This is a genomic window from Micromonospora sp. NPDC049282 (assembly GCF_043197045.1).
GTDB lineage: Bacteria > Actinomycetota > Actinomycetes > Mycobacteriales > Micromonosporaceae > Micromonospora.
In genome coordinates, this window is the sequence record NZ_JBICSL010000017.1 from 1 (window position 1) to 15,609 (window position 15,609).

Here is a 15,609-nt window from a genome sequence, read left to right on the forward strand (position 1 = left end):
AAACGCATGGTCAACCGCCACGTCCTCACCGAAGACGAACCCGGAGTATTCACCCTCACCCAGAAACGGACCTAACACTCCGAACCGCCCTCTGACACCGGCGGCCACCGGCGCGCCAGTGGCCGCCATTGTTGGCACGCACCCTTGATTGAGCGGACGCAAAGTGCTCCCAGCTCGGCATTGCGTCGCGCTCTCGGTTGATTGGGTGACCCAATCGTGGCTGACCCACTTGACTGTGCGATAAGTGTTGGCGTTGATGGACGAGGGCGAGCGCAAAGCGCGCACGCTAGAGATTGACAATTTCGCGAGAAGGGGGACTGGTGACTAGCCGTTCTATGTCCGTGTCGAAGAAATCGGGTTGGGATCATGGCGATGCGGGACGGGGTCCTCGTTATGACGGCTGACGAACGGTCCGACGCACGGCCGTCAAGCAGGGCCGTTGCCGAGAGTAGTGTTCTAGACACCCCTCGCGACTCGGTCCCCAGGCTGGTTCTCGGGCCAGTGGGTCGCCGTAGGATCCGGACATGACTGTGGATCGCGGCCCGGCGACACCAGGCCGAAGCCTCATGGCGGAGGTGCGTGAAGGTGACGCCTACGATCTGATGGCAAAGCTGCAGCCAGAGACCGTCGACCTCATGATCACCTCCCCGCCGTACTGGGGGCTTCGCTCCTACGGCTTCGACCACAACGAAGACATCCTGCAGGAGTGGATCGCTGATGGTGGCGAGCGGGAGGTCACCCCACCGTATGATTGGTACCGCCTCCACGGCGGGATGCTCGGCCTCGAACCACTCCCAGAGTGGTTCGTCGATCATCTAGTAGAGATCTTCCAGCGCGGAGCCGCAGCCCTGAAGCCAGGCGGAAGCCTCTGGGTCAACCTGGGGGATACATATTTCGCCCGTTGGTCCAGCATCCGTTCCGACGGACGGCAAGGTTTGGGAGACAATCCCCGCGGACGGCGCAGAACCCCGATGGGCGGATTCCGCCAGGAGAAGCAGCTCCTGATGATTCCAGCACGCTTCGCCATCGCCATGCAATCCGCACGGTGGATTCTAAGGAATGACCTGATCTGGGAGAAGCGCAACGTACCTCCTCGCCCAGAGAAGGACAGGCTCAGGCTGGCGCACGAACACTTCTACCACTTCGTGAAGCGCCCGAAGGAAGGCCGACCCAAGTACTACTACAACATGGACGCCGTCGAGGCCGGGTGCCGAGACGTAGTAAGTGTCAATGTTCGGGCTGGCTCTGACGGGCACTCGGCGACTTTCCCGCCCGAGCTCATACGTCCGCGCATCGTCAGCTCCTGCCCTGACGGTGGTCTAGTCCTCGACCCGTTCTGCGGCACGGGGCGAGCCCTCACCGTGGCACTGGAGACCGGTCGTGAAGCCCTCGGCTTCGAGATGAGCAGCAAGTTCGCCGCTGCTGCCCGCGTCAACGTCGCTGGCGTACAGGGGGCCTTCGACTTGATGTCACAGGGTGAAGGCACACTCATACCCCGTGACGGCGAAGAGGGCGACCAAGGCAGGCGATAACGGCAACTACATCGCCGAGTGGTACGGGCACCGGGTGTACCCGTCCATCGACGTGAGCGAAGGGGCGCGGGCCGCTCAGATCAATGGCCTGTGCCCCTTCCTGACCGAGGTGAAGGGCGAGGTGGAGCGCTGCGCTAAAACGGCGGCAGCCTCCAAGGGCGTCTGCACGGTGAGCAGTATCGGCAACGGGGTCCGCCGGGACTGGGCCGTCTGTCCACTGCGAGCATTCGATCTCGACTTGCTGCAGGACGCAGCTCGGCGACTCTTCGGGTATGAGCCAGCCGCCGCGGTGGTGATGGTCGCCGCCCCCACGCTCTCAGACGCAGCGCGGCGCGGCGCGTTCGTCGCGGAGATCGCTGCGGGAGCAAACGGCGTGATCTTCTTCCACGAGAAGGCCGGCGGCGAGATCAAGATCAGTGCAACACCCCGGTCTCCGCAGGTGAGTTTCGACGTCACGTTGGTTCAAATTCTGCCCGACGCGGGCGGAGGACTGAACCTCGGCAAATATGGTGTCATTGAGATCCAAACCATGGATTTCCACGGCAGCTACGGCAAGGCCACAAACAACCTCAACACCATGCTTGCGGCGAACCCGGGCCAGCTTGGCATCGAAATAGCACGAGATCCCACGGCACTCGGTGAAGGCGTTGAAACCCCGAACATCGCCAACGTCTTCAAGCGCACGTTCTACCAGATGATGTTCAAGTTCCAGCTCGCAGCGCATGAGCATTCAGCTGGTTGCATCTTCGCCATCCCACGGTCGGTATGGGAATCGTGGCAGCGGTACCTAGGAGCTCCAGACCTCGAAGAGCGAGGCGACGGCACATGGCAGCTTCGCGAGTCCTACTCGGCTGTAACCGAAAATGATCATCCACCTGTCTGGATTTACGTCTTCGACGTGGAGATATCGGACCAGGCGAGTCCGAATCGGCTCACAGTGTGGAAAGCGATCGGTACCGACGCGCGCTCGTTGTCGCACTACGCACTCGATGTCGCTCCGGCTGCGGCGTTGGAAGCCGGCGGCTCTGCCGATACGGTCATGGCCTCCATCCGACGGAGAATCGGGAACAACCTGCCCCTAGTGGACCAGCATGGGCAGCAGCAACTCTGGAGCTGACCACAACGGTCGATCGTTACGGCTACGAAGATCGCCGCCGTCTGCTGCCGTGCACACCGTTGGTGCCGGCCGCCGCCACACCGCCCTCGGCCACCGGCTTACCCATAGGCTGCCACAGTTCTGTGTGGACTCGGAGCCGGAGGGTGGTTTGATGTCGCTGACCGACAGCATTGGTGCCGACTTGCAGGCGATGGCGGCGGGTGTGGACCGGGCGCAGCAGGAAGCCGCGGCTGTTGACCATGCGATCGAGCAGATCACCGCTCGGGCGGTGGCCTCGGGCTTCGCCGGCATCGCCGTGGGGTTGGCTCGCGCGCGGGAAGTGCTCGGGCGGGCTCGGTCTCGGCTGGCGCAGGCCGGTGGGGTCCTGGGTGAGGCGTCGCGGTCCCTGAGCGCCGTGCCGCAGCAGCCGTCGCCGCAGGAGACGATCGCCGCGCTCACGCCGGTCGTGGCCGCGCTAACCGCCGTTGACGGTCATGTCACTGCGGCCGGATCCGCGGTCGATGACACGCGACGGCTGGTCACGACGGCGTTGCAGGGAGGGCAGCCCGGTCCCACGCTATCGCGGCTACAGCAGGTGCTGCAGGTCCTGGCGGCCGTCCGGACCCGCGGGACCGAGGCCCGACAGCACATCGACACGGCGCTGGCGCAGGCGCGGCAGGTCGGTGAGCTGGGAAACTGACCATGGGCGGTGGCAGCGACATCAGCCGACCGCCCGCCACACGCGTCACGTCCTCGAGTGCAACGAAAGCGTCGGCTTCACCCGAGCCGGTGCCTCGAGAGTTGACCGATGCGGCTCGGGGCCTGCCTCGGCGGCAAGCAAAAGACTCTACTTCCGGCGTGGCGTTGATCGGGGGTGAGCGGATACCCATGAGGTCGGGCCGTGACCTGGCCGCCGCGGCCGACCTCAAGCCGGCCTACAAACTCATCGCCACCACGACCGACCATCTGGAGGCCAAGCTTGCCGCCCGGATGCGCCGCGACCACATCACCCAGGCAGCTGTGGTGACCAACAACGCGCCCTGCGACTACACCCCCTACGGCTGCGAGAAGATCCTCTCCCGGCTCCTGCCGGTCGGGGCGCAGCTGGCCGTATACGTACGCGACGATGACGGACAGGTACGCCACTGGCGTACCTACACCGGCAACGGAAAGGCGATCGCATGAAGGTGACCTGGACCTACGACCGGGGCGACCGGCGCGACAACCACGAGGTCGAACTGACCGACCCTGCCGCCCTGGAGGCACTCCTTCGCGAGATCCAACAGGCCGGCGAGCCCGTCGTGCTGACCATCTTCAGCGACACCGACGAAGACCCTGACGACCTGCCACCCGGCATCCAGATCGGCCTTGGTCACCCCTCCCACGCCTTCGCGGTACACATCGCCGACGACGGCGACTACCTCAACGACCCCACAGCGGAAACCCCGACCAAGGGACTCCACTTCGACTTCGGCGGAGTGCCCACCGAGTACCCGGCTGAGCACCTACAACTTCGGCCCGAAACGGCGATACAACTGGCAGTCACCTTCCTCAAGACCGGCGGCGAACCGCCGCACCTGACGGCTGTCACCGAGTGATCGCGTGGCGAGGGGCAGGTGGCGCGCTCTGGTGCCACCGCCCGTGATGCCGAAGGTCTCCGTGCCCCGCAGCACGTACGACCCGGCTGGCTCCCGCGCAGCGGTGCGACCCGACCCCATAGGGTCACCTCAGCCGGCCGGCGGCCCATGGCCGCGAGGCCCAGTCCGGATCTACCTGTTTGTCGTGGAGCGAGAATGCTCAGGTGGCCCCTCACAACGAGCGAGTACGCGCTGCGGTAGACGGCGTGAACCGTCTTCACGCCCTGATGGAAGCCGACCTCAACGAAGTCCGGGGTGGCTTCGACTGGTGGTACGGGTACTTCGACCAACCGAGGATCATCTTCGCCAGTGACTACCTACTTCAGGTCACCGGACAGATCCGCAACATGCTCAACATGGCGGCCTGGCATCAGATCGCCTTCAACGAAGCCTGGTACGCCGAGACGAACTGGCTACGCCAACACGCAAGCAAGGGCGTCGACCCCTTCACGATGCGCGGCGACCCCGAAGAGAAGAGGGCTGCCCGCATCGACGCGGCCCTCACCGGCTTCTTCCAAGCATGCGGCAGCAGCCTTGACTTCCTCGCTGCCTCCACCATCGGTGTTCTCGGCATCGCCGCAGACCTCGTTACCGCAAGCTGGACGACGGTCACCACCGCCAAGACTGGCCCTGACAAGGTCCGTCGAAATCTCCTCGCCGCGGAGGGTTCGCCCGCCAGGACGCTGCAGGACGGTGCCATCAGCAACATCCTCACGGCGTTCGACCGGCAGCCCAGCGGCTGGCTGACCTGGGCACTGGACATGCGCAACGTCATGATCCACAGGGCCCACCGCTTCGAACTACGCCGCTTCTATCGGCGCACCCAGCGCGACGGGCTTCAATACGTCCTGCACCTGCCCAGAAACCCGCAACTTACCGACGCCGAGGCGTTCCTCCTCGGAGAGCAACCCCAGGATCTCCTGCTATGGGAGCACGCCGGCACCACCATGAGCGGCGTTCTTGACAACCTGACCGGCGCCGCAACGCATACCGCTGACCTTCTTCACGACGCTTGGCAGCATCGCCGTAGCGATCCCGCGCTCATCACCCAGCCAGACGCCCAGTGGAAGAAGGTATACCCCGAACGCCGCGACCTGTCCTTGTTCGGAGGCTTCGGCAACGCGGTTCCACCTGTCGGCAACGAGCAGGTCCACGTCCCGCCTGCGACCGCTCGTCGACTGCGCGCCGCCAAGCTGCTCGATAGCGGCAGGCCCTACTGGGTTCGAGCCCTCACATTCCCCCACGTCGAGTAGGTTCACTCCTTGGCGCGCCGAGGGCAGGCGCAGGGGTTCGATGCCCTGGCGATACAGCGCACGCCCAGCACCCCTACAGGGCGCAGAGGCGGGCCGCGACTACATCGACCTCGCAGGTTGCCGGAGCGAGATCGACGTCGTCGGTGTGCAGGTGCAGGTTGATCACGTCGAAGCCGTCTCCGGACAGGGCGGTGCGGATGCCCTGCGCGACTCCGAGGCATGCCGTGACGACGCCGACGAAGGCAGCGCCGACGGCGGTTCCGGCGAGTTGGACGGATGGATCCGCATGGATCGCGTAGCTGAAGGTCGGCGAGGGCGGCCGTGGCACCACGGCGTTGCTGGGGGACGTCACCCTTCCAATCCGGAACCTGGTCGCTGCGGATCTGAGCGGGAATCGGCGCAGGAGCACGGCGTTGAAGTCAGCCGGTCCGACGCCGAGTCCGGCGTCGATGGCCAGCTTCCAGCTGACTCCGGAGATGAGCCTGCGAGGGTCGAGGCTGTCGACGCCGAGCAACGCGACATGGTGGTCGTCGACCAGGACGCGGCTGGCGTGGGCCAAGTTGGCACGGATCCTGGCACTGAGCGAGGCAAGCCCGTCAATGCTGCTCTGCCGCTCAGGCTGAACGGCTACTCGGGGTTGTTGGACACGTGTCCCAGCGGAGGTCGTTAGGCCATGTCCGTAGTAACTGCCCGTAAATGACGAATGCGATCAGTCATTGGCGACGGCTGCTCCGCCGCTTTGCCGCCGGCTATGAGGTTGAGTGTTGGGCGGTCGGTGACAGCACCAAGTAGTTGCCGGATCCGCTCCACCGGCCAGCGCAGTTCCTGCGCCAGCGCGGAGATGGTTAGCCCATGCTCGGCGGCCAGTTCGAAGGCTCTTCTTAGGAGTGTCGGCTGTTCACCGGGGAAGCCGTCGATAGGTTCCAGGGCTGGTTTGGACTGGTTGAGGCGTTGGTAGGCGCGTGCCGCAGTAGTGTCCGTGTAGAGGCCTACTTCTCGGCAGCGGTAGATGAGGCTCTGGATCGACGTACCCCACGTGCGCTGGAGCTCAGCGAACGCCGCAAAGTTCACCCTTGCGGGCAGGAGAGGGCTGATGCTATCGCGCGGAGTGAGGAATTCCGCGGCGAAGGCGTCGGCGTCCCGTTCATGCCTGGAGTCACCGGGAAGGGCGTCGGCATGGAGTACGAGGTGGGCGAGTTCGTGCGCGGCGGTGAAGCGCTGCCGGTATACATCCTGGGATCGATCGCGACTGATGACAATGAACGGCCGCGGTAGCCGGGAGGTCGAGAAAGCATCCACGGTACGGAAGTCGCCGTCGGCTGGCGCATGGACGACGACGATGCCGTGGACCTCAAGAGTGCGCACGAGGTGCGGAATGGGCGCGGTGCCGAGATTCCAGTGCTGACGAAGAGCTCGGGCAGCTTGGACCGGCTCGGTGGGAAGGCTCGCGCCGGGATGAATCTCGCCGCCGGCGAACCCGGGAAGGTCTACGTGGGGCAGGAAGACGCGCCGTTCGAGGGCGTAGATGAGTTCCCAGACCTGCTCGGTGAAGGAGACGGCCTTGGCGCGTTGGTAGGAGCGTGTCTCACGGAGATGGCGGAAGTGCGCTGCGGAGGAGTCGAGGCGGGCGTAGGGACGCCCGACCTGGAAGAAGCCGACGGGGTAGCCAAGGTGTTCGGCGAGGGCGATCAGAATCTCGGGTCGTGGCCGCGCTCCTGATTCGTACTGGCCGATGGCCGCGGCGCTGACCCCGACCCGGTCGGAGAGTTCCTTCTTGGTCAGCCCGGCGAGCTGGCGAGCTTGTGTCAGACGTGCCGAGTCGAACTGCCTGGCGACAGCACCGGCTGACCCCGAGGGCGACTCCACGGGAAGGCCGCCGGCAGAGAACAGGTCATCGGGCTCGTCAGTTCTGGGCATCGCTTCGCTGCTGGTGGTTGCTATGTTCGGCTACGGGGCTGACGGTGGCCTGCTCAGCGGCGGTACGGGCGCGCAGCGTCGGGCTGGCCAGCTCCGCCTGGTCGAATCGCGGCGACGCGGTCGAGGCCGACGGCTGGGTTACCAGGCGAAGCCCGGGGATCGGGTCTGCGGACGGGACGAGCAGGGGTTGTGCGGATACCCAGCTCGCTGTGCCGGTCTGGCTCACGCTGATCTGGCCCCATCCGATGTTGAGCAGCCCGTGCCGCTCGTGCGCGGCGTAGTAGATGATCACGATACCGTCTGGTTCCAGCCCTCGCAGAACGTCGGTGGTATGGGCGTCCGACTCGGACTCCATCCCTTCGAAGGCCGGCTGCTCATGATCGGGTTTGGGGCCGAAGAGCCGCGCCAGCTCCAGCGTCGTCTTGTTGATCTTCTTCAGGGCGCGAGGGCTGTCGTAGGCAGTCGCCAGGTCCTTCGCGTACTCCACCGGCAGCACGGCGACGTTGTTGATGACAACGATGCGATAGCTCTTGCCCGGCGGGCGCACCGTCTGGGCGCCGGGGAGCTCACCGAGGTGGTTGACCAGTTCCTCGTACCGCGCCGGCCAGCCTCCGCCGAAGGCGTGGCGCGACGTCAGGCGGACCGCGTGGTGGCCGTCCATCTGCCGTCCGACGGCGGCCTGGATGGCCGACGGGATGGCCTCCGTCAGCGTGGCTGCCACGTCGCGGCCGAACAGGGACGCCGCCCATGCTGCCGGCCGGATCTTCTTCGACACGATTCTCCCCTCATGCTTTACCTGCGTGCAGAAGGCTAGCATCTGTGCTTTAGTTTTGAGCGCGATGACGCCACTTTGGTGACGCTGAGTGTGTTCCCGCAGATCACGCCGCCTTTTGTGTGACGTGATCTGTTGTGCGCCGCGACCGCGGCGGACGTCGATCAGGCCGCACACGGTGTCCAGTTGCTGCGCTGCGGGTCGCCCAGGATGAGCGGCCGGGGAGGAAGGGGACGCATGACGGCGGATCTGACCAGGTTCGGCCGGGACACAGTCGTGACCACGGTGACACAGGCCGCCAGTATCTGGACCTCGCCGGGACCGCCCGGCGAGCGCTGGCGGCAGGTGGCTGAACTGCACGGGCGGGTCGCCTTGGCGCACCTGGCGCACGGTGAACCTCTGCTACCCCTGGTGGCCTTCACCGACCTGTTGACCGGCCCGCTGTCCGGGCTTCTGCCGGCCCCACTGAGGGAAGCGTGCGACGAGGTCTTGTTGGTGGAGGACGGACAGCTGAGTGCTGCTGCCGCTGACCTGCTGATGGAGAACCTCGCGCCGTCGATGACGGCCTCCGATGTCGTCGGCTGGTCGGTGCCGCGCCTGAGCGCAGAGAAGGTGCAGGGCTGGCTCTACGGACAGATGCTGGCGACGGGCACGGAAGAGGGATACCGGCGGGCGCGACGGACCGTCATCGAACACGCAGCGGGGGAGATGTCGGAGGTGATCGACGCGATCAAGGCCGCAGGGCTGCCCCGCGAGGGCTTGGTCGAGGAGATCCCCGCGTGGGCGTGGGTGGCGCACGAAGGGGAGTACTACTGGTTCGGGTGCCCCGTGTGCCGGTACCCGATGCGGTACCAACTCGGTCGGCTTGCCTGTGCCTACCCGCCGCACACGAAGGCTCTCGGCGGTTCGATCACCGTGAAGGCGGCGAAGGGCCGCAAACCGGTGGCCGGCGCGTGGAACGTCGAGCGTGCCGCGCAGTTGGGCGGACCACAGGTCACCACTGCGGTCCCGGTCAAGGGCCAGGTGTGCCTCGTCCGGCCGGCTTGGCGGTACTCGACCATCCCCGGTTGCGAGGAGGTCCGCCTGCACCGCGAACTCGAGATGATGCCGGGCGTCACCGCGAGACTGTGGCCGCACGTCGACCGGTACGACCTGGAAGTGAGGGCACCAGGACGACGGCGGCCCTGGCGGGTCGATGTCAAGGACTACACCGACCCCGCGCGGCTGGCCAACGAGCTGCTGCGCCGGGGCAGCATCGGCGAATCAGACCTGTTGATCGTCGTCCCCGACTACCGGGCGGGCCATGTGGCGGTCCTCAACGAACGGCTGCGCCTTGCCACCGGATCACGGCGCCGGTTCGCCACGACGTCTCACCGATTCCTCACCGAGGTGAAGAGGGCCGCAGCCGGATGAGCAACCGATCGCGTTTCCACAGAACCGCCAACCGGTTCCTCATCGGACCGTCACTGCGTCTGGCGCTCGGCCTGGCCGAACAGCTCTTCCCCACCGAGACCTGGGAAGGCGCACCCGCGGTCGACCCCCGCGACGCGCGGTTCCTCCTCTCCGGCCAACTCGGGGTGTGGAGCCTCTGGCGCGACGGCCTCACCGCCACGCAACGACACGCGATCGACCGCCTCATCCATCTGCGCCCTCGCCGCCTGGCCACAGAAGGCGGCCTGCGCGTCAGCCTCGACGAGCACCTGCGCAACAACCGATCGCCCCGCTACCTCGAGGCCGGAGACTTCCTACAGGTGATCGACGGCGTGCCGGTCGGTGATCTGATCACAGCCGCGCTGCAGGAGCTGGAGGATGCCTCATCCCCGCTGCGCGTCCCCCCAGAGGCGCTGGCCGACAGGCGCTACAGCTCATCGGTCTTCCTCGCCGGCCCCAGCCGCGACGAGTTCCGGCGCAACACCTACCTCATCCCGCGTGCGCCGACGCCCTACCCCCCTGTCCCGGTTCTGGACGCCACCGCGCCAGCCGAGGTGCTGGCCGACCTCGCGGACATGCACGCCACCGCCGAACTGATCGACAAGAAGCGGGCTGACGACACCTTCCGCCTGGCGGAGGCCCTGGACGGATTCTCACGGAAGCTACGCACGCCACAGGGCCAACCCGTCGAACGGCTGAGGCTCACGGCAGGGCCCCTCCAGCTCATGATCGCTCCCACTGGTTCCGGCAAGAGCGTCTGGATGCGCGTCGCCGCCACCCACCTCGCCAGCCACCGAGGAGGCCGGCACACCGTTGTCCTGCTCACCCCTGATGTCGAGAGCACCCTGGATCTTGTCGCGGCCATCCGCAGTGACCTCGCGGCGCTGAGCCTCGACATCCCCGTCGTCGCACTCATGTCCCACCGACGGCTCATCGAGGTGGCCGTCCAGCGCACCAACGACGCACCGGAGGATCCGGCCGGTGCCAGGTGGACCTGGCAGGAGCTCGGCTACTCCTGCATGCTGAGCGACGAAGAAGGCGCCGCATGGCAGCCCGGCCAGGAACCCTGCACGGATCTGCACGAGCCCGGCGTCGAAGGACGCCACCGATGCCCTCTGATCGGAGCCTGCGAAAAGTGGGCGCCATGGCGGCAAGCCGCCGGCCCAGCCAAAATCATCGTCACCAACCACGCCTACTTCCAGCAGGGCTCGGTACCGTTTCCCGTCATCACGAACGGCACACTCCACGGACGGATGAGCGCGCAGGAGTTACTGCTGCGGCGCGCCGACATCGTCCTTGTCGACGAGGTCGACGCCTTCCAGGGACATGCGGTCACTCAGTCCGGCCGCACCCTCGTCCTGGCCCGTCGTGACACGCAGAAGCTGCTCCTGGAGAAGCTCGACGACCAGCGCAAGGAACAGGTCGAATCCGACAACGTGCCGGGCGAACTCGAACTCGCCTTCCAGCGGGCCATCCACCGGGTCGAGTTCCTCTCCGAGCGCTACCTGGCCGCCGTCGTCAACGGGTTCATCGACCCGCAGGACCCACTCGGCCCCAAACAGGCCAGGCTGCACCTGCCACGCCGATGGGACAACCTCCTCGCCTGCCGCCTCTTCGGCCTCAACGAACTCGAAGACCGCCCTAGCGACGACCAACTCGACAGGTTCAAATCCCTGTTCACCCAGAACGAACCCGACCCTGACGCACTACCCGCCGGCTGGGCAGACCTACGCAAGGAACTGCGCCTCGTCGTCGCCGACGAACCGGAATCCGACCTGATCCACAAAAGAAGCCAGGGCATCGTCAGCGCGATCCAAACGATCACCGCACCCACCACCGACAAGGGCGAACCGGACGCGGACGTCGGCCTGGACGAAACAGACGGCGGCCGTCAGACCGGAAAGGACGACGATCCGGCAGACCCCACCGCTTCGGCGTGGGAGCTCCAGACCGCCCACCTTCTCCTACGCAGGGCGTTCCTCGGCGAACTCCAGCAAGGGCTCGCCGAACTGGAAGCCCTACTGCCGCTGATGCGCGACAGCGGCATGCGGCTCGCCGATGACGTCGAAGCCGCGCTGGACCGAGCTCCCTCCTGGCAGGCAACACCCGAAGGACCGATCGGCCGAGCGGTCTTCGGGTTCGCCGTCACCGGCGACCCGGAGAGCCGCTCCGACCGGCAGTTCACCGCAGAGATCCTCTCCGGCGACCCGCACGCCTACACCGCAGACCTCGGAATCACCACGGCTCCCGCGCTCACAGGCGCGCCCAGAGTCATCGTCGGACTCTCCGCGACCGCCTACCTACCCGGTTCTCCCACCAACCACGTCCATGCGGACGTCGTCTGCTACTACCCCGACGACGCCGGCACTGGCACTGGCACTGGCAGGCTGACCGTTAGCAACGCGTCCGTCAACGACCACACGACCAACCGCGGGATCGTCATCTCCGGGGCAGCCCGCAACCGCAAGGCCCAACTACTCGAAAGCATCGGATCCGGCCTCTGGGACCAGATTCTCGAACAGAGACTGCGGGACCTGCACGAACACCAGGACGCCGACCGCCGTGCCCGTGCCCGGGTCCTGCTCGTGACGAACTCCTACGACCAGATGCTCGCCCTCTGCCGCGGCCTGATCGCCGGGGGAGCGCACCGCACCCGCATCGCCGTCGCCGTTCCCGCCGGTGACCGCCGCGGCCTGCAAATCCCCGACGACGTACTCGCCATCCCCGCCAGCCGGCTGCGGACCTTCCCGGGCACGGGCAGGGACGTGCTGATCTCACCTTTCGCACGGGTCGCCCGCGGGCTCAACATCGTCGTCGGCAACCGATCCGCGCTCGACTCCATCTGGGTATGCGTCCGGCCCATCAAGCTCATCGACGAACCATCCGCACTCGTTGCCCACACCGGTGCCCACGCCCGCCGCAACCGGCACCCCGGTGGGGACCCGCGCAAGGAACTCGACGAACGCCACCGCATCGCCGCCAAACATCTTGAGCTCATCAACAGGTCCAACCCCGCCTTCGGGCGCCTGCCCCCGGACGTGCGCACCGCGATCTTCGCCGACGTCCTGGCTGACCTGATCCAACTCGCCGGGCGCGCAAGGCGTGGCGGCACCAACACAACTCTCCACCTGGTCGACAACGCCTTCCACCGAGGAGGCGCCGCACCGGGCAGCGACTTCGCCTCCCTCATCCGCAACCTCCACCAGCGATGGCGCGACGACAACCAACTGGACCAGGTCCGCTCCATCTACGGCACCACCATCGACGCGTTCTTCACGTTCGCCGGCATCAACGACAGGAACCCCTGATGCGCACCCTGGCCTTTCCCTACACCGAAGCGATGGCGGAGAAGATCCACGGCTACACCCTCGGCAGCGAGGTCAACGACACCTGGCAGGACCTGAACCGCCGGTACACCCGGCACCCCAAGAACCTGCCGTACAGGGATCTGAGCCTCGGCCTGCGCTACGTGTCCAGCGACTACGCCACCATCTGCAAGGACCCCGACGGCCCCGGCACGCTGCTCCTGATGCGCAAGAAGATCGACACCGCCATCATCAGCCGGCTCTTCGCCGCCTTCGAACGAGACCTCGCGGCCAGGCACGGCGCGCCATTCGAAGACCTCCTCGGCCCACTGCTACGCCGTACCAAGCCACGCACGATTCACATCGCCAAGTACCTCCAGGCGGGCACGGTGACACACGCCGACATCCCGAACTGGGTCTTCGACGTCGCCACCTGGCGCACTATCGAGCTCCTCCGAGGCGCGCTCAAGCTCCCCGACGGTACGGACCTGCTTCTTCGTCCCGACATCGACGGCAACCTCGTCGCCTTCAACCGCCCGCTTCCCGAGACGCACCCCAGGGCCGAACAAGGCATCCACTACATCAGTCTCGAACCCATCACTGTCCCCGGCTACCCCGGCATCCTGCTCAACCTCGACGCCCACATCAGCGCCACCACCGGTTTCCCCGGCAACGCCAAGAGCCTCTGGATCGCCACCGACGACACCGGCATGCTGCTCACCGCCAGACACCGCTACGACCGGCCCACCAACCGAAACGTGATCACCGGGCTCCTTCCCCAACTCGTCGACTCCTTCAGCATCCGCGGCGTGCCCGCCGACTTCACCGCAGATGACCTCCTGGCGACCCACCCCCGCATCCGCGCCCGGCACGCCACCAGACCCGACAGGCACCCCATCGGCTCCGGACCGGGCCGCCGATTCCTCGACTGCGTGCTCGAGCACGCCACCGCCAGGCTCAACACGGAGTCGCTCGTCCTGGAAACCACACCCATACGCAACATCGACGCCCCCGGCGACCCCGACCGGCACGCGAAACTCGCCTCGGCCGTCAACGCGGCAGCACGGCCGATCCACATCAGCGTCGTCTACCAGGACGACCTACAGCGCCACCGGTCCGCCCAGGCGCTCACCGAAGTACTCAACCTCCCCGAGAACAGCCTCACAACCGCAGGGAGCACCTTCCTCGACGGCGCGCTCACCATCACCTTCGACAGCGCCAAGACCGACATGCTGGTCGTTCCCGGACCCACGCACCTCCGGAACACCCTCGCCGAGCAGATCATCTCCACCAGGACCCCGGACGCCCTGCACCTCGTCCTCGCCGAGAGCAACAAAGAACTCGCCGCAGCCAAGCCCGCCGAAGACCCCAAGCCACAGCTTCGCCGCGCCCTGGCCGCCCACGGCACCGTCAGCCAGTTCATCGATCCAGCGTCAACGCCCAAGCCTGACGCCGTCGACCACCCCGCCAATGCCGCCGTACGAGACCTCCTCCGGGCAGCGGGACTCACCGCCACCACACCCACCCGGGTCTTCTCGCGCCCCCTGCAGCCGCAGCCATGCATCATCGTCGGTCTCTACACCCGCGAACAGAACCAACCCGCCACCCGCATGATCAGCCTCTCCGCCCTCATCAGCGACGGAACCGACAAACCCTGGCACATGGTCGGATACCACCCCGACGCCCACGGCTGGAACGACCTCCCCACCGCCATCGCCGCACATCACGCCACCGACCTGAGCCAGTTCAACGACCCGAACCCCACCACCCGCACAGCACTGGCGCGGGCCTACACAGAACGGGCCCTGCACCAGCTCCGCACCCGCTACGACGACATCCCGATGATTATCTACATCGACGGCTCCAACCGGTACCCACTGTGGTCCGGCACCACCAACAAGAACCTGGGTAACGGACAGGTCGACGCGCTGCCCCACCTCGGAATGATCAACCCAGCCGGCATCTCACTGGTCAGGGTCAACACGGCATCAGACGGCAAGCTGCCACAACCCGTCAGGGCGACCGGAAACCGGGCAAACGCCGACGACGGTGCAGTCCCAGCCACCGAAAGGCTCCACCAACTTCCCGGCGCACACGAGGACACCTACTACCTAATCAACCGCTCGCGTAGCGACAAAGCGTTCCAATCCAGCGTCAGAGCTGGCCACCGTCAGACACGATTCGACCTCGCGGAAGTAAGAGAACTACGCACACCCTGGCACGCGATGACCTGCACCGAATTTCTTCTCCTCGAACACGGCGCCTTCGAACGCCAACACCTCGCGGCGCTCAGCGCGCGGCTGTGTGGGCATTCGCTGGCCTGGGACGGGCGGACAGCCCGACCCGCGCCCGTACACCTCGCTCGACAGATCCTCGAGGACCATCCCGGGCGCAAGACGGCTGCACGCTGAGGTGTGAACGGCCGAGGGGGTCCGCACACGGCCGGTCATTACACGCAACTGGACCGAGACTCTGGCACACGCGGCACAGCGCGACCGCCGATCGGGAGGACGGGGAGGCTTACCACCCACCCCGCGCATCGCAACGCCCGATTCTCAAACCACAACGCCCCGTCGAGCACCGGTTCCGGTTACCGCGCTGCCAGCTTGGTGGACACGGTGTCCGTCCTCCCACAATAGCCACGTGTGAACCTATCGATATGGTCG

General features: G+C 66.3%; 12 protein-coding genes. 9 read left to right on the top strand and 3 right to left on the bottom strand.

Features of this window, described 5'->3' with window-relative positions; translation table 11 throughout:
• The first annotated feature begins 524 nt into the window (after window positions 1–524).
• The 6 genes from ACGFI2_RS24100 (at window position 525) to ACGFI2_RS24125 (ending at window position 5,518) form a co-directional block, all read left to right on the top strand.
• Window positions 525–1,532, top strand: a complete 1,008-nt coding sequence (locus ACGFI2_RS24100) for a DNA-methyltransferase (protein WP_393520906.1) — start codon at window positions 525–527, stop codon at window positions 1,530–1,532.
• Window positions 1,498–2,649: a hypothetical protein gene (locus ACGFI2_RS24105; RefSeq protein WP_393520908.1), complete on the top strand. Its 1,152-nt coding sequence runs from the start codon at window positions 1,498–1,500 to the stop codon at window positions 2,647–2,649. The genes ACGFI2_RS24100 and ACGFI2_RS24105 overlap by 35 nt, the downstream gene beginning before the upstream one ends.
• A 151-nt stretch (window positions 2,650–2,800) precedes the next feature.
• Entirely contained in the window at window positions 2,801–3,328 is a 528-nt protein-coding gene (locus ACGFI2_RS24110) for a DUF6244 family protein (RefSeq protein WP_393520910.1), read from the top strand.
• Window positions 3,329–3,516: 188 nt separating this feature from the next.
• Window positions 3,517–3,813, top strand: a complete 297-nt coding sequence (locus ACGFI2_RS24115; protein ID WP_348774176.1) for a DddA-like double-stranded DNA deaminase toxin — start codon at window positions 3,517–3,519, stop codon at window positions 3,811–3,813.
• Complete coding sequence (locus ACGFI2_RS24120) at window positions 3,810–4,226, top strand: Imm1 family immunity protein (protein ID WP_393520913.1); 417 nt, start codon at window positions 3,810–3,812, stop codon at window positions 4,224–4,226. The genes ACGFI2_RS24115 and ACGFI2_RS24120 overlap by 4 nt, the downstream gene beginning before the upstream one ends.
• Window positions 4,227–4,471: 245 nt before the next feature.
• Window positions 4,472–5,518 carry a hypothetical protein gene (locus ACGFI2_RS24125; protein ID WP_393520915.1) on the top strand — a complete coding sequence of 349 codons (1,047 nt, stop codon included), beginning with the start codon at window positions 4,472–4,474 and terminating at the stop codon, window positions 5,516–5,518.
• Window positions 5,519–5,591: 73 nt separating this feature from the next.
• Here the strand turns inward: ACGFI2_RS24125 and ACGFI2_RS24130 are convergent, their stop codons facing one another.
• The 3 genes from ACGFI2_RS24130 to ACGFI2_RS24140 form a co-directional block, all read right to left on the bottom strand.
• On the bottom strand, window positions 5,592–6,077 hold the full coding sequence (locus ACGFI2_RS24130; RefSeq protein WP_393520917.1) for a hypothetical protein: 486 nt from the start codon (window positions 6,075–6,077) through the stop codon (window positions 5,592–5,594).
• 107 nt (window positions 6,078–6,184) lie between these two features.
• Window positions 6,185–7,435, bottom strand: coding sequence for an XRE family transcriptional regulator (locus ACGFI2_RS24135; protein WP_393520919.1), 1,251 nt, complete (start codon window positions 7,433–7,435; stop codon window positions 6,185–6,187).
• Window positions 7,422–8,210 (bottom strand): hypothetical protein, encoded by a 789-nt coding sequence (locus ACGFI2_RS24140; protein ID WP_393520921.1) that lies wholly within the window; start codon window positions 8,208–8,210, stop codon window positions 7,422–7,424. The genes ACGFI2_RS24135 and ACGFI2_RS24140 overlap by 14 nt, the downstream gene beginning before the upstream one ends.
• 234 nt (window positions 8,211–8,444) lie before the next feature.
• On the opposite strand from ACGFI2_RS24140, the gene ACGFI2_RS24145 reads away from it, so the two are divergent.
• From ACGFI2_RS24145 to ACGFI2_RS24155, 3 genes are read left to right on the top strand one after another with little or no spacing between them, the layout of a single operon-like run.
• Entirely contained in the window at window positions 8,445–9,620 is a 1,176-nt protein-coding gene (locus tag ACGFI2_RS24145) for a hypothetical protein (protein WP_393520923.1), read from the top strand.
• On the top strand, window positions 9,617–12,946 hold the full coding sequence (locus tag ACGFI2_RS24150) for a hypothetical protein (protein WP_393520925.1): 3,330 nt from the start codon (window positions 9,617–9,619) through the stop codon (window positions 12,944–12,946). Before ACGFI2_RS24145 ends, ACGFI2_RS24150 begins: the two co-directional genes overlap by 4 nt.
• Window positions 12,946–15,354, top strand: coding sequence for an RNaseH domain-containing protein (locus tag ACGFI2_RS24155; protein WP_393520927.1), 2,409 nt, complete (start codon window positions 12,946–12,948; stop codon window positions 15,352–15,354). Before ACGFI2_RS24150 ends, ACGFI2_RS24155 begins: the two co-directional genes overlap by 1 nt.
• The last annotated feature ends 255 nt before the right edge of the window (window positions 15,355–15,609 follow it).

What these genes read in the sequence shown, in the direction of transcription:
- ACGFI2_RS24120 (WP_393520913.1), top strand. Translation starts at nt 3,810, where the DNA reads ATGAAGGTGACCTGGACCTACGACCGGGGCGACCGGCGCGACAACCAC.
- ACGFI2_RS24100 (WP_393520906.1), top strand. Translation starts at nt 525, where the DNA reads ATGACTGTGGATCGCGGCCCGGCGACACCAGGCCGAAGCCTCATGGCG.
- ACGFI2_RS24145 (WP_393520923.1), top strand. Translation starts at nt 8,445, where the DNA reads ATGACGGCGGATCTGACCAGGTTCGGCCGGGACACAGTCGTGACCACG.
- ACGFI2_RS24115 (WP_348774176.1), top strand. Translation starts at nt 3,517, where the DNA reads ATGAGGTCGGGCCGTGACCTGGCCGCCGCGGCCGACCTCAAGCCGGCC.
- ACGFI2_RS24150 (WP_393520925.1), top strand. Translation starts at nt 9,617, where the DNA reads ATGAGCAACCGATCGCGTTTCCACAGAACCGCCAACCGGTTCCTCATC.
- ACGFI2_RS24155 (WP_393520927.1), top strand. Translation starts at nt 12,946, where the DNA reads ATGCGCACCCTGGCCTTTCCCTACACCGAAGCGATGGCGGAGAAGATC.
- ACGFI2_RS24110 (WP_393520910.1), top strand. Translation starts at nt 2,801, where the DNA reads ATGTCGCTGACCGACAGCATTGGTGCCGACTTGCAGGCGATGGCGGCG.
- ACGFI2_RS24135 (WP_393520919.1), bottom strand. Translation starts at nt 7,435, where the DNA reads ATGCCCAGAACTGACGAGCCCGATGACCTGTTCTCTGCCGGCGGCCTT.